Origin of the sequence: Bifidobacterium adolescentis ATCC 15703 (genome assembly GCF_000010425.1) — a bacterium.
Lineage (GTDB): Bacteria > Actinomycetota > Actinomycetes > Actinomycetales > Bifidobacteriaceae > Bifidobacterium > Bifidobacterium adolescentis.
Genome location: NC_008618.1, coordinates 1,208,182 through 1,230,902 on the forward strand (window position 1 = coordinate 1,208,182; position 22,721 = coordinate 1,230,902).

23 protein-coding genes and 1 pseudogene are annotated in these 22,721 nt (G+C 55.8%); 9 read left to right on the plus strand and 15 right to left on the minus strand.

Translation table 11 applies throughout. From position 1 onward, the window contains the following. Positions 1-104 precede the first annotated feature (104 nt). The 5 genes from BAD_RS05185 to BAD_RS05205 all read left to right on the plus strand — a co-directional run bounded on the left by BAD_RS05185 (position 105) and on the right by BAD_RS05205 (position 4,612). Positions 105-1,880, plus strand: a complete 1,776-nt coding sequence (locus tag BAD_RS05185; protein WP_011743335.1) for a glycoside hydrolase family 13 protein — start codon at positions 105-107, stop codon at positions 1,878-1,880. A gap of 53 nt (positions 1,881-1,933) precedes the next feature. Then, positions 1,934-3,301 carry an ABC transporter substrate-binding protein gene (locus tag BAD_RS05190; RefSeq protein ID WP_011743336.1) on the plus strand — a complete coding sequence of 456 codons (1,368 nt, stop codon included), beginning with the start codon at positions 1,934-1,936 and terminating at the stop codon, positions 3,299-3,301. 118 nt (positions 3,302-3,419) lie between these two features. Continuing rightward, positions 3,420-3,884: a D-aminoacyl-tRNA deacylase gene (locus BAD_RS05195; protein ID WP_041777339.1), complete on the plus strand. Its 465-nt coding sequence runs from the start codon at positions 3,420-3,422 to the stop codon at positions 3,882-3,884. A gap of 193 nt (positions 3,885-4,077) precedes the next feature. Beyond that, positions 4,078-4,338, plus strand: a complete 261-nt coding sequence (locus tag BAD_RS05200; protein ID WP_041777340.1) for a type II toxin-antitoxin system RelB/DinJ family antitoxin — start codon at positions 4,078-4,080, stop codon at positions 4,336-4,338. Further along, on the plus strand, positions 4,331-4,612 hold the full coding sequence (locus BAD_RS05205; RefSeq protein ID WP_041777341.1) for a type II toxin-antitoxin system RelE/ParE family toxin: 282 nt from the start codon (positions 4,331-4,333) through the stop codon (positions 4,610-4,612). Before BAD_RS05200 ends, BAD_RS05205 begins: the two co-directional genes overlap by 8 nt. 18 nt (positions 4,613-4,630) lie before the next feature. Here the strand turns inward: BAD_RS05205 and BAD_RS05210 are convergent, their stop codons facing one another. Both BAD_RS05210 and BAD_RS05215 read right to left on the minus strand, forming a co-directional pair. Beyond that, positions 4,631-4,828 carry a hypothetical protein gene (locus tag BAD_RS05210; protein ID WP_041777342.1) on the minus strand — a complete coding sequence of 66 codons (198 nt, stop codon included), beginning with the start codon at positions 4,826-4,828 and terminating at the stop codon, positions 4,631-4,633. A gap of 103 nt (positions 4,829-4,931) precedes the next feature. Then, positions 4,932-7,070, minus strand: a complete 2,139-nt coding sequence (locus BAD_RS05215; protein ID WP_011743338.1) for a DUF2075 domain-containing protein — start codon at positions 7,068-7,070, stop codon at positions 4,932-4,934. 59 nt (positions 7,071-7,129) lie between these two features. On the opposite strand from BAD_RS05215, the gene BAD_RS05220 reads away from it, so the two are divergent. Both BAD_RS05220 and BAD_RS05225 read left to right on the plus strand, forming a co-directional pair. After that, a complete protein-coding gene (locus BAD_RS05220) occupies positions 7,130-7,453 on the plus strand; it encodes a nucleotide pyrophosphohydrolase (protein ID WP_039198631.1) in 324 nt (107 codons plus the stop codon). A 451-nt stretch (positions 7,454-7,904) separates the two neighbouring features. Beyond that, positions 7,905-8,789 (plus strand): Abi family protein, encoded by an 885-nt coding sequence (locus BAD_RS05225; protein ID WP_085379702.1) that lies wholly within the window; start codon positions 7,905-7,907, stop codon positions 8,787-8,789. Positions 8,790-8,880: 91 nt separating this feature from the next. Here the strand turns inward: BAD_RS05225 and mntA are convergent, their stop codons facing one another. Genes mntA through BAD_RS05240 form a run of 3 tightly spaced genes read right to left on the minus strand, consistent with a single transcriptional unit; the run spans position 8,881 to position 9,783 of the window. Continuing rightward, positions 8,881-9,234 carry a type VII toxin-antitoxin system MntA family adenylyltransferase antitoxin gene (gene mntA, locus BAD_RS05230; RefSeq protein WP_011743341.1) on the minus strand — a complete coding sequence of 118 codons (354 nt, stop codon included), beginning with the start codon at positions 9,232-9,234 and terminating at the stop codon, positions 8,881-8,883. Beyond that, entirely contained in the window at positions 9,231-9,551 is a 321-nt protein-coding gene (locus tag BAD_RS05235) for a type II toxin-antitoxin system PemK/MazF family toxin (RefSeq protein WP_011743342.1), read from the minus strand. Before BAD_RS05235 ends, mntA begins: the two co-directional genes overlap by 4 nt. Continuing rightward, positions 9,538-9,783 carry a type II toxin-antitoxin system RelB/DinJ family antitoxin gene (locus BAD_RS05240; RefSeq protein WP_033494219.1) on the minus strand — a complete coding sequence of 82 codons (246 nt, stop codon included), beginning with the start codon at positions 9,781-9,783 and terminating at the stop codon, positions 9,538-9,540. The genes BAD_RS05235 and BAD_RS05240 overlap by 14 nt, the downstream gene beginning before the upstream one ends. Before the next feature lie 418 nt (positions 9,784-10,201). Between BAD_RS05240 and BAD_RS05250 the strand changes: the two genes are divergently transcribed. Continuing rightward, complete coding sequence (locus tag BAD_RS05250; protein ID WP_231836951.1) at positions 10,202-10,822, plus strand: hypothetical protein; 621 nt, start codon at positions 10,202-10,204, stop codon at positions 10,820-10,822. 17 nt (positions 10,823-10,839) lie between these two features. Here BAD_RS05250 and BAD_RS05255 read toward each other — a convergent pair whose 3' ends face one another. Together BAD_RS05255 and BAD_RS05260 are read right to left on the minus strand one after the other, a co-directional pair. Continuing rightward, positions 10,840-11,496, minus strand: a complete 657-nt coding sequence (locus BAD_RS05255) for an ECF transporter S component (protein ID WP_041777344.1) — start codon at positions 11,494-11,496, stop codon at positions 10,840-10,842. A gap of 296 nt (positions 11,497-11,792) precedes the next feature. After that, a complete protein-coding gene (locus BAD_RS05260) occupies positions 11,793-12,566 on the minus strand; it encodes a GNAT family N-acetyltransferase (protein WP_011743347.1) in 774 nt (257 codons plus the stop codon). Positions 12,567-12,724: 158 nt separating this feature from the next. Here BAD_RS05260 and BAD_RS05265 point away from each other — a divergent pair, with 158 nt between their 5' ends. Beyond that, positions 12,725-13,477 (plus strand): YdcF family protein, encoded by a 753-nt coding sequence (locus BAD_RS05265; RefSeq protein WP_011743348.1) that lies wholly within the window; start codon positions 12,725-12,727, stop codon positions 13,475-13,477. A gap of 31 nt (positions 13,478-13,508) precedes the next feature. Here BAD_RS05265 and BAD_RS05270 read toward each other — a convergent pair whose 3' ends face one another. The 8 genes and pseudogenes from BAD_RS05270 to pflB form a co-directional block, all read right to left on the minus strand. Next, positions 13,509-14,132, minus strand: coding sequence for a 3'-5' exonuclease (locus BAD_RS05270; RefSeq protein WP_011743349.1), 624 nt, complete (start codon positions 14,130-14,132; stop codon positions 13,509-13,511). Positions 14,133-14,188: 56 nt separating this feature from the next. Continuing rightward, a complete protein-coding gene (locus BAD_RS09285; RefSeq protein ID WP_011743350.1) occupies positions 14,189-14,434 on the minus strand; it encodes a homocysteine S-methyltransferase family protein in 246 nt (81 codons plus the stop codon). Further along, positions 14,434-15,582, minus strand: a pseudogene (locus BAD_RS09290) (amino acid permease); the annotation flags it as partial. The pseudogene BAD_RS09290 and the gene BAD_RS09285, both read right to left, overlap by 1 nt. A 183-nt stretch (positions 15,583-15,765) precedes the next feature. After that, complete coding sequence (gene tig / locus BAD_RS05280; protein ID WP_011743352.1) at positions 15,766-17,136, minus strand: trigger factor; 1,371 nt, start codon at positions 17,134-17,136, stop codon at positions 15,766-15,768. A gap of 52 nt (positions 17,137-17,188) precedes the next feature. Continuing rightward, complete coding sequence (locus tag BAD_RS05285) at positions 17,189-18,484, minus strand: HRDC domain-containing protein (protein ID WP_011743353.1); 1,296 nt, start codon at positions 18,482-18,484, stop codon at positions 17,189-17,191. Continuing rightward, positions 18,477-19,109, minus strand: a complete 633-nt coding sequence (locus tag BAD_RS05290) for a DUF3000 family protein (protein WP_011743354.1) — start codon at positions 19,107-19,109, stop codon at positions 18,477-18,479. Before BAD_RS05290 ends, BAD_RS05285 begins: the two co-directional genes overlap by 8 nt. 187 nt (positions 19,110-19,296) lie before the next feature. Beyond that, positions 19,297-20,175, minus strand: a complete 879-nt coding sequence (gene pflA, locus BAD_RS05295; RefSeq protein WP_011743355.1) for a pyruvate formate-lyase-activating protein — start codon at positions 20,173-20,175, stop codon at positions 19,297-19,299. 137 nt (positions 20,176-20,312) lie between these two features. Further along, positions 20,313-22,688, minus strand: coding sequence for a formate C-acetyltransferase (gene pflB, locus BAD_RS05300; protein WP_011743356.1), 2,376 nt, complete (start codon positions 22,686-22,688; stop codon positions 20,313-20,315). Positions 22,689-22,721 lie beyond the last annotated feature (33 nt).

Consider the following 22,721-nt stretch of genomic DNA (forward strand, 5'->3'; position numbering starts at 1 on the left):
CTAATCGTCAAAACAGAGCGTTCTCAACAGAATGAACTAGTGAAAACGCTTCCATAAAAAGCCATAACAAAATCACAATGCATCCAATGAAGGAAGACAACCCAATGAGCAACGAAGCCAACGAGCGGCACATCGCTGACGATCCATCACTCTGGTGGAAGCAGGCGGTCGTCTATCAGGTCTACCCGCGTTCGTTCAAAGACACAACCGGGTCGGGCCTCGGAGACATCGCAGGAGTCGCACAACAAATCCCATATCTAAAAAGACTCGGCGTGGACGCCATCTGGCTCAGCCCGTTCTATCCGTCTCAACTGGCAGACGGCGGATACGATGTGGACGACTACCGCAACGTCGACCCGAAACTCGGCACCATGGACGACTTCGACCATCTCACCAAAACCGCACATGCGGCAGGCATCAAAATAGTCGTCGACATCGTACCGAACCACTCGTCCAACCAGCATAAATGGTTCAAGGCCGCGCTTGCCGCAGGCCCCGGCTCACCGGAGCGAGACCGTTATATTTTCCGTGACGGCAAAGGACCGAACGGCGACGAGCCACCCACCAACTGGATTGCCAGCTTCGGTGGATCCGCTTGGACTCGAGTGCCCGACGGACAATGGTATCTGCACATGTTTACCGTCGAACAGCCCGATTGGAATTGGAAGAATCCGGACGTGCGCGCCGATTTCATCAAGACCTTGCACTTCTGGCTCGACCATGGAGCGGACGGCTTCCGCGTGGATGTGGCGCACGGCCTGGCTAAGGATCTCGACCGTGACGATCTCGATGATTTCAAAATCATCGGAGGCGAGATGCATTGCGCCGACGGCACGCATCCGCTGTATGACAGGAACGAAGTGCACGACATCTATCGCGAATGGCGCAAGGTGTTCAACGAGTATGATCCGCCGGCATTCGCCGTCGCCGAAGCCTGGGTACCTCCGGAGCATCAATACCGGTATGCCTCGCCCGAAGAACTCGGCCAAGTGTTCAACTTCGAATTCGCCAAGAAAGACTGGATTCGCAACGACATGCACCTCGCCATCGAAGAAGGCATCGCCGCTGCGGAACGCTCCGGCTCCACCTCCACATGGGTAATGAGCAACCACGACATCCCCCGCCACGTCAGCCGCTATGGGCTGCCGCAGGTGCCGGCTGCAGCCCACCACCAACTTGCCAAGGATTGGCTGCTGCGCAACGGTACCTCTTACCATGAGGATCGCGAGCTCGGCACGAAGCGTGCGCGTGCGGCCATCCTGATGGAGCTCGCGCTACCAGGTTCCGCTTATATCTACCAGGGTGAGGAGCTCGGCCTGCCAGAGGTCGCCGACATCCCGTGGGACGAGTTGGAGGATCCGACCGCGTTCAACCGCGTCCGAGACCAGATCGAAAAGGGCCGCGACGGCTGCCGCGTCCCGCTGCCTTGGAAGGCCGGGACGCCGACCTTCGGCTTCTCCCCCGCCACCAAGCATGAAGGCGCCGGCGTGGACGCGAGCCAGGCGGGCGATCCGTGCGAGAAGCCGCATCTTCCGCAACCGCAATGGTTCGCCGACTACGCCGTAGACAGGGAGGACACGGACTCCGGCTCCATGCTCAACCTATACCGCAAGGCGCTCGGACTGCGTCACGAATGGATGACGGCCGACACGACCCTGACCTGGCTCGACTGCGACCGGTCCTCCGGCAAGCCGGACGGCGCCGAGGGGCACACCGGCGGCACCATCGCCTTCCGTAGGGCCAACGGCTGGGCCAGCGTCACCAACTTCGGTGCGGAACCGGCCGAACTGCCGGCAGGCGATATCCTGCTCGTCTCCGGACCCCTCACCGACGACGGCCGTCTGCCGCAGGACACCACCGCGTGGATCGCGCTCGGCTGACCGGACCCCATCAACCGCAATTCGCATTCAACAACCAAACAAAGGAGCACATCATGAACCGCAACATCACACGAATCGTCGCCATCGCGGCGACACTCGCCATGGGAACATCGCTGGCGGCCTGCGGCGGCAGCAGCGCCGATTCCAGCAAGGGCCACGTGTATTTCATGAACAACAAGGCCGAGGTCGTGGACCAGTACAAGGAACTGGCCAGCATGTACACCAAGAAGACCGGCGTGCAGGTGGACATCCAGACCGGAGCCGCCGGCACATACGATGCCACCATGAAATCCGAATTGGCCAAGGACAACGCACCAACCATGTTCAACGTCGCCGGCTTCGACCAGTTCGCCAAGTACCAGAAGTACGTCGAACCGCTGCAGGACACCGACGTGTTCAAACTGCTCAACGATACCGGCAAGGCTTACTCGTACACCATCGACGGCAATTCGTACACCCTGCCGTACGCCGCCGAATGGTACGGCATCATCTACAACAAGAAGATCATCAAGGATTATTGCGCCAAGAGCTACGCGGTGATCAAGTCCGCCGATGACATCAAGGACTACAAGACCTTGAAGCAGGTGGCGGAATCCATCGAGCAGCACAAGGACGACCTCGGCGTCGACGGCGCGTTCGCCACCCCGGGCTTGGATGCCTCCGACACGTACCGATTCGCTGCGCATATGACGCGTCTGCCGCTCTACTACGAGTATCGGGACGCGAACACCACGTTCTCGAAGACCATCAAGGGCACGTATCTCAAGAACTACAAGGACATGTTCGACCTGCAGCTCAAGACCAGCCCAACCGAGGCAAGCATGGTGAGCTCCAAGACCTACGATGACGTGACCTCCGAATTCGCGCTCGGCCAGGTGGCGTTCTACCCGAACGGCGTGTGGGCGTATTCGCAGATCAAGGGCAATGACGTGGCCGATGAGGACCTGGGCATGCTCCCCTACTACATGGGCATCAAGGGCGAGGAGGATTGCGGCCCCGTAGGAGTGTATGACGCGAGCTGGGCGGTGAACAAGAACGCCTCCGAAAAGGACAAGAAGGCCACGCTCGACTTCATCAAGTGGATGATCACCGACAACGAAGCCAAGAAGATCCTGTCCAAGGACATGGGATTCTCCGTACCGTTCACCACGTTCACCGATGACTACCAGCCGGACAATCCTCTGACCGAGGCCGCCCGAGCCTACAGCAATGACGGCAAGACCGAAGTGCGCAGCTTCACCATTCCGGATCAGCAGTGGCAGGACGACATCGCCTCCGCGCTGGTCGAATACGCACAGGGCACCGGCAAGTGGGACAAGGTGCAGAGCGCGTTCGTGGACGGCTGGTCCACCGAGTGGAACAACAACGAGGAATCGCTGGGTTCCGTGCCGGAAGCGCAGAAGTTCGACGCAAAGAGCTGACGCCATCCGACTCGTGGAAAAACGGCTGGACGCCGGTAGATAACACCCCAATCTACCGCCGTCCAGCCGTTTTTTCCATGCGACGGTCGTCCGATCCGCTGCCGTACACTTGGTCGTTATGAAAGTTTCCCTGCAACGCGTGTCCGAGGCGAGCGCCATCGTATTGAACGAGTTGGGCACACCGGATCCGACATTCGACATGGCGCAGATCGGGCCCGGATTGGTGCTGACCATTGAAGTGGAGCCCGATGATGATGAGGGAACGCTTGCACGGATGGCGCATCGTGTGCTCACGCTACGCTGTTTCGATTGTCCGCAGGGCAGACTGTCGCTGTCTGTTCAGGAGATGCGCGGCGAGATTCTGTCGATTCCACAGCCGCTCACCATACTGCGGCGTCCCGCGGTCGGCAGGCCGCAGCTAGTATCTCATGATGCCGATGATGAGCATGCGAATCTGATATGGATCCGGTTCAATGAAGCGCTGCGGTCGGGCGATGTTCCCGTGCGCGAAGGTCGGTTCGGCGCCCGCATGCGCGTCGGTTCCGTGGCGGACGGTCCCTTCCAATTCACGTTGCAGGAATGACCGCAACGCTTGCCAGCATGGATTCCAAAACGTTGATCACCCTTTCCCGAAGTATAAATGCGATATTACGAACGTAGAAGATTCCGCTATACGGAATGTGCTCCCGTATGGCATGATCTAGTGTATAGATAACAGCATGACATTCGCACTACAATTGCTTGTAGCTGTTACCTGCATATGATTAGGAGCAACCATGAGCGACACTGCGACGATTAGTTTCCGCACGGACCCAGCGATCAAGCGAGAGGCAAAGGAACTGTATGCCGATATGGGCATGGATCTGTCAACGGCAATCAACATCTTTCTGCGCCAATCAATCCGCGAAAACGGCATGCCTTTCAAGATCACCAGGGACAATCCGTCCAGCATTGAGGCACGCCGCCAAGCGGAAACCCATGACGGAGAATCCTTCACCAGCACGGATGCGTTGATGAAGGATCTGCTGGATGCTTAAATCGGTCTTTCGTACAACACAGTTCAAGAAGGATTTCAAGGTTCTGCTCAAAAAACACTATAGTCCCGATAAGCTTAAACAAGCCATTGACGCACTCATGGCTCAGAACAAGCAACTACTCAGCACAAAATACCGCGACCATCCGCTGACTGGAAATTGGAAAGGATATCGCGAAATCCATATCGAGGGTGACTGGCTTGTGATTTATCGCGTGGAAAAGCAGGAACTGCAACTCGTGCTCACACGGACCGGGTCGCATGATGATCTGTTCTAGCGATTACCCGATTACCGACTACTTGAACAGGTCGAACAGGCTGAACGTGGTCTTCTTGTAGATTGTGTTGTACAGCTTGCGCTTGGGATGCAACCACCCCATGCCCTTCTTGCCATAGCCGGGAATCAACGCTTTCTTGACCGCGCGGGTGACACGGCCTTTCGTACGCGCGGACAGGCTCTTCTTCCAGCTGGGTTTTCTCATTCCGTATTTCATGGCGGCCTCTTTTCGGACGGTTATGTATCGCTCAACATTGCATACGCATCGGCTGGATAAACTCAAAGATGAACATAGACGAACATCAAGTACAGTCAAGCAATTACTTACTGGCAGCTTCTTTGAGAGCGGCCTGCAGTTCAGGATCAACGGCGAATAAATACAATCCATGCACACCGCGTTTGAGCAGAACATTCAGTTCATTACGCAGATTGGATTGCGCGTAGCTGATTGAGCCGTTCCTCTTACTCACTGCACGTTTATTACAACTTGCCTTTTCGTTAAAAACGATTTTCCCTTCGCGATAGGTAACCGACGGTCCAATGATGACACCTACATAATTAAGATCAAACCCTTGAATAGAGAACGTTGATCCTACTTCATTAAGCGTATGCGGACTTTCCGCCCAGACAGCATCTAGGGAAAGACCCTTATCCCCTACCTTGATTTCGTAATTCCATGGATGACAGAAATAATCAGCTCTTCCATCAGGATTAAACGCATCGTATCCTCTCTGCATTCCCGGAGCCGCTCCCATGCGCCATACTCCCTGTGCATCGCGATGCATCTCAACATTCCAAAGACCATCGGGACTGGAATCGTTGATTTTGCCGCCCTTATACTCCCAATCATACGTAGCAACCACACGAGAAAGCCCGCATCCGTCAACGCCTGAAGCCTTTAGATATGCCTTCTCCTTTATGGCTTTAAACAGTCCAACCGGCGAATCGAATACTCTGATTTCAAATGGCTCGCGGACATATTCGCCTGTTTTTCTATCCTTCTCCCCAATGTCTTGAGGAATACGACCTATTCTCTTACCATCAGCGAAATCATCAATCCATCGAATCGTCGCATCATCCGCAGCAATGCGAAATTGCCTATGCAAGCATATGCGACTTAGCAAATAGTGATCACCCCACATATTCAATGGCACAAATCGCTCCAACTGCCCGCTATAGCCAGCAGCAGTTTTTTGCACGTCGCTTTCTGCTTGCTGCGGAAAGAGCATGTCCTGATCCTCTTCGCTCCAACGCTGCGAAGTTTGCAAAATCTGATTCGGGTCGAATACCGCAATAACCACTTTCGCACGACGCAATAAATCGTGCAGCATGTTCTTGCCCGAGTATCCTTGGTCACCCTGCGTCAACAGCAGATGAGCTTCATCAACAAGCACTACATCGGCTTTGCCTCGGGGCTTGTCCGCAATAGCTCGATTACTTGTTGTTTTCTCACTAAATCGATTGATGAATTGACTCGGTTTAAGAGCCACCTCGCCAAAATGTTTCTGCAAACCTAATTTGCTTGCAATTTGGTTATAGACGTGCATTTGCTGGTTATGGTTGACAAGGATATATGCTTTTCTGCGATCTTCCTTACTGATTTTTAGTGATGAATCGGTTTCCAGAATATCTTCATCATCTTCGTCATTGATGCGCCCATTGATATCCATTTCTGTTGCTATGCGATAAAACAGGTGACTTAGCAAAACCGTCTTTCCAGTACCCGCAACGCCTTGCACGAAAATCAGTCTCGATAAACCGGAATCGGCTGAATCACCAGAGCCGGCAAGAGCTTCAGAAAGCGCGTCCATAATCGATTCCTCCGCAGCTATCTGATCATCACTCAATTGGTGAAAAGGCGATGCTTTAAAAAGTGCAGAATCGCGAATAATCTCCTCAGCCGGAAATAGTTCCGGATCCTGTCGGTTCAGTTCCATCCAGATGTCCGAGAAAATCTGGTTGAATTCATCCTGCGTATAGTAGTCGCCTTGCGCATTGGTGCGACGATTGTTCAAATTCTTGACTGCATCAGAGCCAAGAAGATAATGCATCAGCCGGTTCTCCACGTCCAAAGTCAGAGATTTGTTGAAATGCGGATTGCCAATGACATACTGCCACACAGAACTAGCGTCGCTCTGCAAATTTTCTTGAAATTCCTTCCAATCAACTCTCGTTTTGGGATCTTCCCTCAGATGCTGCATTGTTCGACTACGAATATTATTCGTCTCTCCCACATACACCGTATATTCGGGACGTAAAGTATGCTGATTCCTCTTCTTTGAATGAACCACATACACCGTTGGATAATCGAAAATATAGTGCAAAGTCTCACGCTCAACAGCAGATAATGTCTCGTATCCCAATTGCTCGACAAAGGCTTTCTCTATTTCTGCTTTGTCATCAATGCTCTGATACGGCAAATCTATAATGATTGGCTTTGGAAGCGCGCTCTTCGTCATATGCTCATTATGCACCCGAGAGAGGCCTTCAGAAAAGATTCGACATACACTTACGTATTATGATTTCCGATTCAAGCATCAACGCGATCCGTAAATTCGTAGCAGAGCGGGACTGGTCTCAATTCCACACTCCCGGCAATCTTGCCAAATCTATCAGCATTGAGGCCGCAGAACTTCTGGAATGTTTTCAATGGAACGACGAGCCACAAGACAGCAATATCGAACATATTCATGAGGAAATAGCAGATGTACTCATGTATTGCATCATGCTATCTGACAAATTTGGATTTGACCTTGACGAGATAATCCTCGATAAGCTTGCGAAGAATGCTCAGAGATATCCGGTTGAATTTGCCTACGGCAATAGTAATAAAGCCAATTGACGCTGTATATACGTTCGTAGATAACACCTGAATAGTTGCACGCTGCCCAATCTGCATTCACTATGAGCCACGTTTTCTTCGCGAGCGCGACAGGGGTTCCAACAGATAGAACCTGCATCTAGGTTAGTAATCCGTCAGAATGCGTTCGCGCACTTTCATGCATTCTCGCGTACCAACATCTTGATTACATATTCTGTTCATGTACGGCACGTTCACTTGCCCAGGGATGTACAGTTCTGTGTATCAGCGCCCACCCAAGGCTACGTTTACGTCCTGAAACGCGGTGGGTCTCTTCTTCTCTGTAACAACGGTAGAGCATTCCTTGAGACACGCTCGAATCGACCAAGCGAACCAACTATGCTATCGTAACTAATAACAGTAGCCTCCAAGCCTCTTAACAATGCTCAAATCCGGGGGCTCTTTTTTTTATCAAGTCGCACAAGGATACGCCATGACGAAGCAGCCAAAAACAATACAGGAAATGATGACGCTTTTAGTCGAAGAACGCGGCTTGGATATCACCGGATTCTCCGATTTCAGCACCGTCCTCCTTGATTGCAACTATTACAGATTGTCCGGCTACTTCCGAGCCTTTCAGATTGATCCTTCTCATGGCAATAATCGCTTTCGAAATGGAACGCACATTAAGGATTTCATGATTCCTTATTTGATGGATGAACAGCTACGTCTACTCATCCTTCGTGGAACATCATCCTTAGAACAAACGCTTCGGGCCCATTTCGCTTACTACCTTGCTCAAAACGGAGGAGCCTACTCCTACACGGAACTCAGCTCATATAAGACAATCAAATATTCCGATGGCACCGAAGCCAGAGAAGTTCTAATTGAGAACATTCACAAATGGCTTGAACGTTCCAGCGAAGTATGCATTCGCCATTATCGGAATAACAACGAGCCTATTCCCATATGGGCGGCGGTCGAGGCGATGCCCTTTGACACTCTCTCAAAAATGATTTCATTGCATACCAACACAACAGCTGTTGACGAACTCAATCAGTCGCTTTCTCTAGGGAAAAATCGTCAACGTGCTGCGCAAATCATTCACAGCATGGTGTATCTACGCAACATTTGCTCGCACCATTGCCGTCTTTGGAACAGGGAGATTGTCCTTCCTCCCCCAGTCCTTGATGCCACAGCTGAGCGCTATGGCTCATATGCTTATGAAGACCGCTCCGTCTGGAAATCTCTTATTGTTCTCATGGATTTAATCGATGGAATAAAAAAGAATTCCACATATTCATCCATGCTTATAAAACAAGCTGAGTCGAATGATAACTATTTCTGGGGATTATGTCATCCTAAACGGTGGCATTAGACACAGCCACCTGACCAATATTTGTCAGCTCCCCGAATCTCATTGTCATGAGAAAGCCCAGTATCGAAGAAAATGATAAATATGACACACCTCAGATAATGCGGAACATCGGATTGGAGGTTATGGAATTGACGAATATCACACGCTGCATTTCAGCCAGTCTGTCCTGCAGTTCAGTGGTAATGTATCGTTTTTTCACCAAGTCGATCTCCCGACCAAAAGTCGATGCAAGATCATCACGCAAAGCCCACTCATCAATCATTGGATTGGCGGTGTCGTCAAACTGATAGATGAAATCGATATCCGAATCCGCATGCCCCTCCCCTCGAGCCATGGAACCGAACAGGTACAGTTCATTGACATGATGCCGCAGCGCGATAGGACGAGCAATCTCCGCTATCTGCTGCGGCATAGCGACCCGCGAAATCACATCAAGCGCTTTCATAGAGCTAGAACATGTGCAAGTTTCTTTTCCACCTGGCGCATGACATCATCTTCCAAAATTCCAATGCGTTGGCCCAATGCCGAAGTGTGCACTGCAAGAATCTTCTCCGTCATCACCCAACTTATTTTAATCAAACCATTCTGCGCAGTAGGAGGAACTTTAACCCGGGTAGTCATATCATCCGACGTAAAAGAAATCATCAGGCATACCACGGTAGAGTCAAAACCCTCGATTTCGTCATTCTGCACAACGACAACCGGCCGAGGCTTTCTCGCGTAACCATCAGCCAGCACAGTCCAGATCTCACCCCTCCTCATCAGCGATCATCCTCATCGACAAATCATTAGCGAAATCAGAAGCCTCCCGTTCATTCTCGAACGGTTCCGCAACCTGTCGAACTCGTACCTGGTATGGGAACCCCTGATATTCATTAAAGGACGAGACGAACATACGCAGCGCATCAGCCGTGGAAAGACCGAGCTTCTTTGTCGTTTCACGGAACTCTTCCGCCTGATCATCATCAACACGTGTCGCAAGCTGAACTACCATTGCCACTCCAATCACTATTTTTTATCATTTTATATCTTATTGACATGTTTTGCTAATATTCCATATCTGGATTACTAAAACTCTAGATTCACAGAATTTGCAATGTGGCAGCCGAACGCCAAAACCCGAAGCATGAGCGTTGGAATTCCAACGCTCATACTCGCCATAATCGCCAAACGGTGCCACAAACAAGCCAACAAGCGTTTTTGGGGAGAGTCATTCGCGTGATGTTGCGCTCTATCATTGATAAAAACATCCAGCAACCGCATACCGTAAGGAATCACATGCGCTATTTCACTTCGGACACGCATTTCGGCCACCCTCTGGTCACCGCACTGCGCGGATTCCTGAACAATGGCAGGCTCCGCACCGAATACCGTGATGTCTGGCAGGCGCAGGGTCGCGCCGCCGCGCACGCATGGATCAACAATACGTACGCGACAATCAGACGTCGTTCAAAGCAATCTGCGACATCACACGCCATGAGAACACCATCATCGGCAACATCAACGAGACCGTCGGGCGTGATGACGAGCTATGGATTCTCGGCGATCTCTCCTACCGTTGCACCGTCGAGCACACGCTCGACTGTCTACGCCGCATCAACTGCCGCCATCTGCACCTGATCATCGGCAACCACGACCGCAACTTCCGTCTCCGCTCCAATGACGCGCTATACGAGGACGTGTTCGAGACCATCGATGACTACCGCGAGATCGACATGGAGCTTCCCGTTCTCGACGGCTCCGGCAAGCCGACGGCCGCAACCGCACGGCAGACCATAGGCATGAGCCACTTCCCCAGGCTCTCGGCATTGGCCGAAGAACACGGCAACTGGCCGGAAAACTGGAACAAGTTCGCCGATGTGGCGCCGACCACCGAAGGTTGGCTGCTCTATGGTCATACGCATCAAGGCATTCCCGACGGCACCGATCCGCTCAGCGTGAATGTGGGGCTTGATGCGTGGGATTTCGAGCCCGTCAGCGAGCAGCAGCTCCTCGCCTGGTTCACATTCCGGCACGCCGACCAATCAAAGTAAATTCCCCCGAGCATGCGTCATCGTCCGGAGGCGAAGCGGGTGAGGACTCCCGACTTGGCCAAGGCTCGGTAGAGGACCCACGAACCGAACCCGGCGAATACGACCGCGCTCAGCAACTCGCATGCCATGCCGATGAGTCCACGCGGACTGAAGAACGAAAACGCCTGGTAATAGAAGAACAACAGGTAGAAGTTGTATACAATGCCGATCGCCACGGCCGACAGCAACGTGACGCCAAGCGTCCAACGACGGTAGCGGAACACCGCGAACACCGCTTCGGCGGCAAGCGCCTGCACAAGCGCGATCACCACCAGGCTCACACTGTATTTCGTACCAAGCACCACTTCGACGAACGAGGCGACCAACAGCACGTAGGCCGACGCGCCCGGTTTGCGTACGATCAGCAAGCTCAGTGTGGCGGGGAAATAGAACAATGCGTGCAGCAGTGCCGCGGAGCCTGGAAGTATCAGGGTCAGTAAAGGAAACAAGCCATAGGACATGCCATCGAACACCCAGAACATCACGCCGGACATTACGCCGACGGCCGCTCCGACGGCGATGTCGACGACACGCCATTTCAGGGATCTGCGTGTTTCCTCCGTTGTTTGCGGAGCATGCTTCAGCATCGGGATGCGTGGTTTTTGGGTAATCGTTTCAGAGGATGGCTCTGCCATGATGAATCCTTGCCTTGGTTGACGCCGCGCACCGTGAGTTGGAGATCGCGGCGGTCGCCGTGGGCCGTTCCTCGACCTGCGCGGCCCGGGCAGGAACGACGCGCGCCATTATACGGCCTATTGTTGCCGAAAATGTTCCATGCTCCGAGTTCCGGCCGTTTTCGCTCCTCAACGCATAGGAAATTCGCCGCTCGCTGGCATGCATGATGCCATGTGGGAAAGCCAAGAAGCCGCGCATCCAGTCCAAAATGTGTGGCTTCTTGCTTGAGCAAGCACTGTTTCAGTGGGGAATGACTTCAGCAACGTCCTTCGTACAGGAAGTAAGACATGGGCTCGTCATCCGCCAACAGGCTTGTCGTGCCGACCGTCAACCCGCTGGACGAGCTGTCTGTCGGATTCGGCCGCGAGGAACCATCGTTCCGGTCATCACGTTCGGCTTTGCGGATTAGTCCGCGATGGTCGTAGAAGCCGACATCGCATGTGCTGTCGGTGAACAGGAAGTATTCGCGCAGGCCGGCGTCATGGAATACGCCAAGCATATGGTTGAACAGTCTGCGCCCCACTCCCATGCCTCGTGCGGCCGGGGAAACGACGAACAGCACCACTTCGGCCTCGTACTCCTTGCCCGCGTCATGTTTCAACGCCTCGTCGGCCTGCAGAATGGCCAGCTGCGCAAGCAGACCGTGACGTCCCTCGTGGCTTGCCAGCAACGGCAACGTGAGGCAATGTCGGCGCAGCATATGGCGTGTCCGCTGCCGACCGGTGATATCCGAACGCAGCGATCCGAGAATCACGCCGAGCACCTGCCCATTAAGTTCGGCAACGTATGCTTTGGTGGTGCGGGCCAGGCAATCCTGCATGTCGATTGCGGCAAGTCGATGCATGTTGCGCAGACGGGTCGCCTTGCGTAGTTCGGCGCGATGCTTGTCTGGGCCTGACGTCTGTCCGACCTCGTCATGCGTGTTGTGTGAATCGTTGCCATCGTCGTACCATGCGAGCCGTATCAGCTCTTCCAAAGCGGGAAAATCGGTGCGACGCAACGGACGGATGGTAGGTGTTTCACAAGTCATGCAACCATCCTATACCTCGCCCCTATCGAAGATGCGCTCAGGGCAAATGCGAAAGAATCGTTCGCATTCGGGCACGGTACGGCACTCTGCGGGAATGATTTCATTACGCTGATACACGGTATGAAGTGATGTAGGACGATGACGACACGAGGCTTGCGATGAAGATGATGCTGCGACGGCTGGCGATTGTGGTGTGTGTTGCGCTGGCGTTGCTGTCGGCGGCCTACGCGTTCGCCGTGTTGAGGACGCATTCGGGCACGGGATTTTGGAAGGTCTGGCTGGTTCTCGCCGTTGTTTTCGCATTGCTGGCGATTGGCATCGCATGTCACTGGTGGGTGGCGCTTCCCCGGATCATCAGGGGCGCCATCATCGCTGTGGTGGCCATCGGCATTGTCGCGTTTTGCACAATAGAGGGTTGCATCATCGGCAATATGAACGCTCAGGGCGAGCCGGATCTTGATTATGTGATTGTGCTTGGCGCGCAGGTGCGCGAGTCAGGCCCCAGCAAAGCGTTGCGCTATCGGCTGGACAGAACCATCGATTATCTGGAGGAGAATCCGGATACCATCTGCATTGTTTCCGGCGGTCAGGGCCATAACGAGCCGTTCGCCGAAGCGCAGGGCATGGCCGATTATCTGCAGAAGCATGGGATTGCGGAAAACCGCATCATCCAGGAGTCCAAGTCGGAATCCACTATGGAGAACATCGTCAACAGCAAGAAGCTCATGCGGCAGGAGAACGCTTCGGTCGGTATCGTCACCAATGATTTCCACATGTTCCGTGCCTTGCAGATCGCACATGCCAATGGTCTGAAGCAGGCGCAGGGCATCGCGACAAGTTCCCCGAAGGACATGCTGGTCAACAATATGGTCCGTGAGTTCTTCGCCGAAATCAAATTCCTGTTCTCATAAGCGCCAATCAGCGTTTCAGTGCCCGTCGTCACTACGCAAGATGCGTGCCGCGCGGCAGCCATTCCTTCTTCGGCAGGGTTGCGAATGTGGGCCATTGTTCCGCAGCGGCACCGGCCGCGTCCAGCCGACGTTGGAAGCCGGGCCATTTCGGGTCGGCTTCCAACAGTCGTCCGAGCAGTATGGCGGTGGCGTGAGCGTCGCTTAACGCGCTATGCGCATCCTCGTTGGCAATGCCGAAATACTCGCAGCAGTCGGCGAGCTTGCCCCGTCCGATCAGGGAACGCGACAGTTTCATCGTGCACAGCATGGTGCTTTGATCGACCGGAATGGAAGCTCCCATACGCGAGTATTCCGCAAGTAGGAACCGTGAATCGAACGACACGTTGTGTGCCACGAACACGCGTCCGGCGAGCAGGTCGCGCAGCTCATGCGCGATACCTTCGAAATCGGGAGCATGCAGCAGTTCGCGTGCGGTAATGTGATGCACCCATGAGGCGCCGACACTGCGATCGACATGAATCAGCGTCTCATGCTCGTCTTCGAGCGTACCGTCCGGAGCCACATGCACCAGGCCGATTTCGATGGCCCGGTCGCCTTTTGCGGGACTTAAACCCGTGGTTTCGAAGTCGACTACCGCATATCCTTGAGAATTCATCACACCTGCCAGTATATAGGTCCGGTTAAGGTCCGGTTAGCTATCTCTGCTGCTCGTCAGACGTTCGCCGAAGCGGCATGCGCTATGGTTCGGATATCGTCTGGAGTCGTTCGGCAGCATCCTCCAATGAGTCGGGCTCCCGCGTCGATCCATTGCGGTACCAGATGGGCGAAGGCCGGTTCGGAACCGGTGGGATTAGGCGACCAGGTTTTGGTTTTCGGATCGTAGATGTCACCGTTGTTCGGATACACGATGATCGGCTTGTCCGTAACCTGTCGGATGGCCCGAATTGCTGGAAGCACACGATCACGACGGCCAAACCGGACACGGACACCAATACCAGATAAACCGTGGAAGCGGCCACGACGCTGGACAGCAATGCCAGCAGACCGCCGATCATGCTCAGGCGAAGCGCGGTCATCGGCACTCCCTGCTATTGGTTTTGGCGATGTTGTGTGGGATCATGTCTTCGTTCGCCAAGGACCACAGCATGCGTGTGGAGGCGTACAACCCGGAGTTCGCAGCCGAAAGAATCGCGGTGAGCACAACGAAGTTCATCGCGTCGCCGGCGAAAGGCAGACCAATGGAGTTGAACACCAGTACGAAGGGGCTTTCGTCCACACCGGCGTCCTGCCAAGGAATCAGCGAAGCCATGACCACGATGGAACCGATGAAGAAGATGACGAGACGGAACAGGGTGGTGTGGCTCGCCTTCGGGATGGCTTTGTCAGGATCTTTGGTCTCGCCGGCCGTTACGCCGATCAGCTCGGTGCCGGAGAAGGCGAAGTTCACCGTCAGCATGGTGGTGAACACCGGCATCCACCCGTTGGGGAACAATCCGTCCTTCACGAAGTTCTCGAATAGCGGCGCATGGTCATACCCTTGAATCGGCAGCACGCCGAACACCGCGCAACCGCCTATGAGGATGAACAGCACGATGGCCGCCACTTTGATGAAAGAGAACCAGAATTCGGTTTCCGCGAAGAAGCGCACGGAAAGCGCGTTCGAGGTGAAGATCACCACGATGAACAGGGCACTCCAAATCCATACCGGCGTGCCGGGGAACCATTTGCGCAGATAAGTCCGGCAGCGGTGAATTCGGACCCCAATGCGACCGTCCAGGTCAGCCAATACAGGATCGCGACGGTGAAGCCTGTTCCAGGACCGATGAATTTGGTCGCATACACATGGAATGAGCCGGTTTCCGGCATGGCGACGGAAAGCTCGCCGAGGCTGAGCATGACCAGATACACAATCACCGCGCCGATAGCGTAGGCGATGACCGTGCCCAATGGGCCCGCCTGGTTGTGATGGTGTAGCCGGAGCTGAGGAACAGTCCCGTACCTATCACGCCTCCCAGTGAAATCATGCGGAGGTGGCGTACCTCCATCTTGCGTTTCAAATCGGTATGCGTGGTCTTCGCAGGGTTCTCCCGCGTAGCGTCCTTCATTTGATTCTCCCCTCTATCGTCGGCGGAACATGTCGCCGACGCCTGATTCATAATATTGGTTGCATCATTGAGGAGAGTCGAACCTCCAGTATTTGAGAGAAAAACGAAGAAGGCTGGAATCATCAAAGGATTCCAGCCTTCTTTACGCGTTTGTCAGCGCTTTAGCCTATCGGCGGCAGCGATTCACTCGGCGTCCTTGTCGGCGGCGAGTGAATCGGCCACAGCGGCGGCTGCGGAAGCGGCTTCAACGCTCTCGGACTCTTCGTCTTCAGCGGCTTCGCCGAGGAAGGCGCTCAGGTCCAGGGTCTCGCCCTCGGACTTGAAGGTCACGGCGCGCATGCCGGAGAGCAGGCCCTTGGAGCGGCCGACTTCCTGCACGGCGGAACCGATCTGGCCGTTGCGGATGATGGCCTGGATGAAGGCGTTCGGGTCCATGCCGTACTGCTGGGCGATGGAGGCGAGGAAGTTGAAGACCTCACCCTGGGAGACCTTGACGTCCATGGTCTCGGCGAGCACGTCGAGCACCATCTGGTCGCGCAGTTCCTTCTCCACGGTTTCTTCGGCTTCGGCCTTCTGCTCCTTGGTGGCCTTGGACGGATCCGCGGTCACGTTCTTGAGCTGCTGCTCGACCATTTCGGCCTTGACGCCCTTCGGCACCGGAATCTCGAGGCCATCCTCGAGCTTGGCGATGAACGCGTCACGAGCGGCGGTGGCCTGACGGCTTTCGGCGTCCTGAGCGGCGACCTTCTTCAGGTCTTCCTTCAGCTCGTCGAGGGTGTCGAACTCGGAGGCTTCGGAAGCGAAGTCGTCATCGAGTTCCGGCAGTTCCTCGGCCTTGACGGAGTTGACCTTGACCTTGATCAGGGCCTTCTCGCCTTCGTGCTTGCCGGCCTCGAGGGTGCCTTCGAAGCTGGTTTCCTCACCGGCGGACAGGCCTTCGAGGGCCTCATCCAGGCCGTCGAGCATGGTGGCGGAGCCGAGCTCGTAGCTCACGCCCTCTTGGGAGTCGACGGTTTCGCCGTTGATTTCGGCGTTGAGGTCGATGTTGGCGTAGTCACCCTTGGCGGCCGGACGGTCGACGCTCACGAGGGTGCCGAAACGCTGGCGCAGGGCTTCCAGACGGTTGTTGATGTCCTCATCGGTGACCTCGGCCTTGGCGACCTCGATCTCCATGCCGTCAAGAGCCGGCAGTTCGATGTCCGGGCGACGCTCAACGGTGGCGACGAACTTCAGCTTGGTCTCATCCTTGGCGGATTCCGGCACGTCCTGAACGTCGATCTCCGGCTGGGCCATCGGGTGGATCTTCTTGGTTTCAAGAGCCTTGGAATACAGCTCCGGCACGCCGTTGTTCACAGCTTCGCCGGCGACGGCACCGAAGCCGATACGCTGGTCGATGATCTTGCCGGGCACGTGGCCCTTACGGAAGCCAGGCACGTTGACCTGCTTTGCGATTTCCTTGCGAGCCTCGTCGAGATACGGGTTGAACTCCTCCGGGTCGACGGTGACGGTGAGCTTCACCTTGGTCGGCTCAAGATTCCTGACGCTGATTTTCACGCTTGCGCTCCTGAAAAATACGGTTCTTCATATTTCTGCCGTTAGGCAACCTCTATATAATAGCGCGACTTACGGACTCTGCAACTAGGGAGACCTGCCAGTCGCGTGCGCCCTGTTCGCTGAGGAATCGCGCGACGTCACGCTTACGAGGTTCGTCCGTCCAGCACAGGTTACGCAAATACTGCGGTTTGATGACGATTTCCACAGGCGTGCGCGTGTCCTCCGCTATCTGGGAGACCGCCTTGCGCACCCTGTTGAGCACTTGCAGACGTTCCGGATACCGTTCCTTCCACACGCGAATCGATTTGGGAGCCGAGGCTGACTGCGATTCATGACGCCGCGCGGCGCCGCCGTCCACGTCCGGCCATTCGCTTGGCGGCAGGGCGAGCGCGTCCTGGATGATGTTCTTCCACATGCTCGGTTTGATTTTGCGTTGAATCGGCGCGTACCGTTCGAACATCTTGTCCTGTTCGGAATCGGTATGGATGCGCACACGTTCGTTGATGGAGCGAATCGAACGGAATTGCGCAGCGTTGTGTGGTTTGCGTTTCGCCACTTCGATAATGGAGCTGTCGGACAATAGCAGGGTCGGCGCGATGTCGTATTCGCGCGCGAGTTCGTCGCGTCGGGTCCATAGCGCGCGGACGATGGCCAGCGCCTGCCGGTCACGCATGACTTCAGTGATGTGCGAGACATGCATCCAGGGAATCAGATGCTCCTTGCGTGGTCCCAGACCTTCTTTGAGCGCGTAATCGAACTCTTCCTGAGCCCATTCCATCTTGCCTTGGCGTTTGAGTTCGGCGCGCATCTTCGTTTCAAGCTCGATGAGCAGTTCGACGTCCAACGCCGCGTAATTTCGCCAGTCGCGGGGCAACGGACGATACGACCAGTCAGCCGCAGAATGTTCTTTGGCAAGGGTCAGTCCAAGAAAATGCTCGGTGACAGCGGCGAGTCCGAATCGTTTCAATCCCAGCAGACGCGCGGCGATTTCCGTGTCGAACAGCCGTTGCGGTTCCATGCCGAGTTCGTCGAATCCCGGAAGATCCTGCAGGGAATCATGCAGAATCCATACCGCATCTCCGACGGCACGGTTGAAATCGTTCCAATCCGCCCCGGCCGCGGCGAGCGCCTGCGGATCGAGCAGGCCGATGCCGGCTCCGTCGCGTTTGAACTGCACCAACCAGTCCTCATGCCCATACCGGAAGCCGGATGCGCGTTCCGCGTCCGCGGCAAGGGAGCCATGTGAGGAAGCCAGCTCACTGCAATAGTCACGGAATGCCGGCAACGTGTCGATCACGTTGGGCACGCCTTCGCGCGGTTCCGCCAGCAGCTTCGGCTCATCAGTCAACGGGGTTTTCCTCCTCGGATTGCGTCATGGACCGGAGGAACGACGCCCACTGTCCGACTTGGGAGCCGGCGTCAAGGCCTCCATCGGCATAGTCTAGTGGAGTCCAAGACACCCGGATCTCGCAGCCCACCCTGGGCACGTCGGGGTCATGGCCGAATGCTGTGTTTTGGGTGACTGTGACGGTGCCGGATACATGTTCGGAATCGTTTGGATTGAGACGTTCCATCATCATGTCCCAGTACATGCCCGGAGTCAGGCAGTCGTCCTCCTTGTCGGGCAGTGGCAGGGATGCGAAAGCCACGCAACGCCAGTGGGAGTGCCAGTCCTCTCGGAATTTGAGCGAGTACAGGATCATGATCCAGCCGGATGCGTATGTTTCATCGCATTCCAACGCGACGCCGATGCCGAAGTTCGCCATGGAATTGGGCACCGGAATCTCACGGTATGTCATGCCTTTCAAACGCCGCATACGGTCCACGGAAAGCACCGCGTTCCAGACTTGGTCGGGAACGCCCTGCGGTCGCATAAGCATGGTCTGTGGGGCTTCGCCGCCCATATCCGCTTCCTTGCCATCGGCGCGCGCCACGTTGCGCGCATCTCGTGGAAAATCAAAGATGTCTGCCATAGTTCAAGGCTACGACAGAGAAGGGCATTTCGTAGTATTTCGAACCACTTTGCCACGCGTCGAATGTGAAGATTTTTCAGCGTATGAATAAATTGGTCCATGCCATCGATTCAGTCGGTGGCATGGACCGATATGAGGCGTTCCGCATATCCAGCGAATATGGGGAAGCCATTGAGAGGACGGGCGTTTAGTACACGGTGAAGCCGTGCGACTGGAACTGCTCGACCACACGTTGTTTCATTGCCGCGGACGGGCCTTTCTGGTCCTCCAACGGGTATGGGATGTTCAGCATGTGCCACTTCGGACGGCCAAGCTGGTGGAAGGGCAATACGTCGATATGTTCCAACGCGTCGCCGAAGGTCTCGCAGATCTTCGCCACGTTCTCGACGTTTTCTTCGGAGGATGTGAGGCCCGGCACGAGCACGAAACGCACCCAGATCTTCTTGCCTGCCTTGGCCAGACGCTGTCCGAAGTCGATGGTCGGCTGCAGGATGCCGCCGGTCACCTTATGGTAGGTCTCCTCATCGCCGGATTTGACGTCAAGCAGGCACAGGTCGATGTCATCCACCATGTCATCGGTGTAGCTCGCCCCGAGGAATCCGGACGTGTCGAGGCAGGTATGCACTCCCATCTGCTTGGCGGCATGGAACACGCGTGACACGAAAGCCGGCTGCATCATGGATTCGCCGCCGGAGAAAGTGATGCCGCCGCCGGTGGCCTTGAATAAATCGGCATACCGCTCGATTTTCTTGACCATGGCTTCGTAGTAGACGGGCTTGCCGTCGCGCATCTTCCAAGTATCCGGATTCTGGCAGTACTGGCAGCGCAGAGGGCATCCGCTCATGAACACGGTCATTCTGGTGCCAGGACCATCCACGGAAGTGTTGATGTCCCACGAGTGCACGAAACCGATATCGCCGCTTTTCAACGCCTTGATGCGGTCGAGACGGTCCAAGCCGATTGGCGATTCGAATCCGGACAGGCCTCCCATCAGCGTCTGATTGACGTAGTCCTTGGAATCCCTCAGCATGTGTCTGGTCGTGGAACGGAAAATATGTTCAGACATCAATGTCCCCTTTCATCTGCCATCCCAATCATATGGGAAAACGATATGGGAAAAGCGAAAGGGACGAAGCCACGAGCTCCGTCCCTTCGCATTACCGTCGTTTCATGCGGCGGCTTTCATTTGGCTGATTGTGCCGTTCAGTCGACGACAGCGCCCTGGTGGAACGTACGGGAGATCACGTCGAGCTGCTGTTCCTTGGTGAGCTTGACGAAGTTCACCGCGTAGCCGGAGACGCGCACGGTCAGGTGCGGGTACTTCTCCGGATGCTCGACGGCATCCTCGAGCTGCTCCTTGCGCAGCACGTTGATGTTGGCGTGGTACAGGCCGTGGCCGTTGCCGGCGTCCAGGATGCCAACGAGGTTGCCGATACGCTCTTCCTCGTCGCGGCCCAGACCATCAGGGGTGATGGTGTTGGTCAGCGAGATGCCGTCAAGAGCGTCGTTGTAGTCGATCTTGCCGACGGAGAACATGGACGGCAGCATGCCGTGGGAGTCCATGCCGTTCTCCGGGTTGGCGCCCGGAGCGTACGGGGTGCCCTTCTTGTGGCCGGACGGGAAGGCGCCGGTGGCCTTGCCGTATTCCACATTGGAGGTGATGGTCAGGATGGACTGGGTCGGGACGGCGTCGCGGTACACCGGCAGACGCTTGACCTGGCCCATGACGGTGGAGACGACCCACTTGGCGATGTCGTCGGCACGGTCATCATCGTTGCCGTACAGCGGGAAGTCGCCTTCGGTGCGGTAGCCGACGATCAGATCGTCATCGGCGCCTTCGACGTACTCGTTCTCGTGGCCCGGCGTGGTCTTGGCGTCCTTGTTGTAGATCGGGTAGACCTTGGCGTACTTGCATGCGGACAGGGAGTCGGCCGCGATCGACAGGCCGGACATGCCGCAGCCGAGGGTGCGGTACACTTCCTTGTCGTGCAGAGCCATCTCGATGGACTCGTAAGCGTACTTATCATGCATGTAATGGATGATGTTCAGAGCCATCACATAGGTCTCGGACAGCCATTCGAGGGCCTTCTCGTAGTTGGCCTTGACCTTCTCGTAATCCAGCGTGCCATCGGCTTCCGGCTTGATCGGGTCGATGACGCCCTTGTCGATGACCTGCATGCCGGTCATCTCGTCGCGTCCGCCGTTGATGGCGTACAGCAGGGCCTTGGCGGAGTTCACACGGGCGGCGAAGAACTGCATCTGCTTGCCCACGCGCATCGGGGAGACGCAGCATGCGATGGCGGCGTCGTCGCCCCAGTGGGAGCGGATTTCCTTATCGGACTCGTACTGGATGGCCGAGGTGTCGATGGAGATTCGGGCGCAGAAGCGCTTGTAGGCTTCCGGCAGCTTCGGATCCCAGAAGATGGTGATGTTCGGCTCCGGGCCAGGTCCGAGGTGCTCGAGGGTCAGGGTGTTGAGCAGACGGAACGAGGTCTTGGTGACCATGGTACGGCCGTCGTCGCCGAAGCCGGCGTCGGACCAAGTCGCCCAGTACGGATCGCCGGAGAAGATCGCGTCGTAATCCTTGGTGCGCAGGAAGCGCACGATGCGCAGCTTCATGACCAGGTTATCGATGATCTCCTGTGCGTCGGTCTCGGTGATCTTGCCGGCCTTCAGGTCGCGCTCGAAGTAGACGTCGAAGAAGGTGGAGACACGGCCGAAGGACATGGCGGCGCCGTCCTGGCTCTTGACGGAGGCGAGGTAGCCCATGTAGGTCCACTGCACGGCTTCCTGTGCGGTCTGTGCCGGGCGGGACAGGTCGAGGCCGTACTCGTTGCCGAGGTTGATCAGCTGCTTCAGGGCCTTGATCTGCTCGTCATGCTCCTCACGGAAGCGGATCCAGTGCTCGATCTCCGGCTCGGTGAAGTCGTTGCGGTACGGGATGGAGTCCTTGTCGCGCTGCTTGAACTTGATCAGCGCGTTCACGCCGTACAGGGCCACACGACGGTAATCGCCGATGATGCGGCCACGGCCGTAGGCATCCGGCAGGCCGGTGAGGATCTTGTTGTGGCGAGCTACCTTGATCTGCTTGGTGTAGACGCCGAAGACGCCGTCGTTGTGGGTCTTGCGGTACTTGGTGAAGATCTTCTTGATCTCCGGATCGGGCTCCTTGCCGGCTTCCTTGATGGCCTGCTCGACCATACGCCAGCCGCCGTTCGGCATCATGGCGCGCTTGCACGGCACATCGGTCTGCAGACCGACAATCACATTGTCGACTTCCGGGGAATCGATGTAGCCGGCCGGGAAGGCGTCGATGCCCGCCGGGGTGTGGGTGTCCACGTCGTAGACGCGCTGCTTGCGCTCCACGGACAGATAGTTGTCGTCCAGATACTTCCACAGGTGCTTGGTCTTGTCGGTGGCGTCAGCCAGGAAGGACTCGTCGCCCTCATATGGCGTGTAGTTCTTCTGGATGAAGTCGCGGACATCAATGTCCTTCTGCCAGTTGCCCTCGGTGAAGCCTTCCCAAGCCTTAGCCTCAAGTTCCTCCTGGGAGACCGCCGTTGCATCAACTGCTGCCATTTCCACTCCTTACTGGGTGTCGGTTGGCGACGC

What these genes read in the sequence shown, in the direction of transcription:
- BAD_RS05185 (WP_011743335.1), top strand. Translation starts at nt 105, where the DNA reads ATGAGCAACGAAGCCAACGAGCGGCACATCGCTGACGATCCATCACTC.
- BAD_RS05190 (WP_011743336.1), top strand. Translation starts at nt 1,934, where the DNA reads ATGAACCGCAACATCACACGAATCGTCGCCATCGCGGCGACACTCGCC.
- BAD_RS05195 (WP_041777339.1), top strand. Translation starts at nt 3,420, where the DNA reads ATGAAAGTTTCCCTGCAACGCGTGTCCGAGGCGAGCGCCATCGTATTG.
- BAD_RS05200 (WP_041777340.1), top strand. Translation starts at nt 4,078, where the DNA reads ATGAGCGACACTGCGACGATTAGTTTCCGCACGGACCCAGCGATCAAG.
- BAD_RS05205 (WP_041777341.1), top strand. Translation starts at nt 4,331, where the DNA reads ATGCTTAAATCGGTCTTTCGTACAACACAGTTCAAGAAGGATTTCAAG.
- BAD_RS05210 (WP_041777342.1), bottom strand. Translation starts at nt 4,828, where the DNA reads ATGAAATACGGAATGAGAAAACCCAGCTGGAAGAAGAGCCTGTCCGCG.
- BAD_RS05215 (WP_011743338.1), bottom strand. Translation starts at nt 7,070, where the DNA reads ATGACGAAGAGCGCGCTTCCAAAGCCAATCATTATAGATTTGCCGTAT.
- BAD_RS05220 (WP_039198631.1), top strand. Translation starts at nt 7,130, where the DNA reads ATGATTTCCGATTCAAGCATCAACGCGATCCGTAAATTCGTAGCAGAG.
- BAD_RS05225 (WP_085379702.1), top strand. Translation starts at nt 7,905, where the DNA reads ATGACGAAGCAGCCAAAAACAATACAGGAAATGATGACGCTTTTAGTC.
- mntA (WP_011743341.1), bottom strand. Translation starts at nt 9,234, where the DNA reads ATGAAAGCGCTTGATGTGATTTCGCGGGTCGCTATGCCGCAGCAGATA.
- BAD_RS05235 (WP_011743342.1), bottom strand. Translation starts at nt 9,551, where the DNA reads ATGAGGAGGGGTGAGATCTGGACTGTGCTGGCTGATGGTTACGCGAGA.
- BAD_RS05240 (WP_033494219.1), bottom strand. Translation starts at nt 9,783, where the DNA reads ATGGTAGTTCAGCTTGCGACACGTGTTGATGATGATCAGGCGGAAGAG.
- BAD_RS05250 (WP_231836951.1), top strand. Translation starts at nt 10,202, where the DNA reads ATGGATCAACAATACGTACGCGACAATCAGACGTCGTTCAAAGCAATC.
- BAD_RS05255 (WP_041777344.1), bottom strand. Translation starts at nt 11,496, where the DNA reads ATGGCAGAGCCATCCTCTGAAACGATTACCCAAAAACCACGCATCCCG.
- BAD_RS05260 (WP_011743347.1), bottom strand. Translation starts at nt 12,566, where the DNA reads ATGACTTGTGAAACACCTACCATCCGTCCGTTGCGTCGCACCGATTTT.
- BAD_RS05265 (WP_011743348.1), top strand. Translation starts at nt 12,725, where the DNA reads ATGAAGATGATGCTGCGACGGCTGGCGATTGTGGTGTGTGTTGCGCTG.
- BAD_RS05270 (WP_011743349.1), bottom strand. Translation starts at nt 14,132, where the DNA reads ATGAATTCTCAAGGATATGCGGTAGTCGACTTCGAAACCACGGGTTTA.
- BAD_RS05290 (WP_011743354.1), bottom strand. Translation starts at nt 19,109, where the DNA reads ATGGCAGACATCTTTGATTTTCCACGAGATGCGCGCAACGTGGCGCGC.
- pflA (WP_011743355.1), bottom strand. Translation starts at nt 20,175, where the DNA reads ATGTCTGAACATATTTTCCGTTCCACGACCAGACACATGCTGAGGGAT.
- pflB (WP_011743356.1), bottom strand. Translation starts at nt 22,688, where the DNA reads ATGGCAGCAGTTGATGCAACGGCGGTCTCCCAGGAGGAACTTGAGGCT.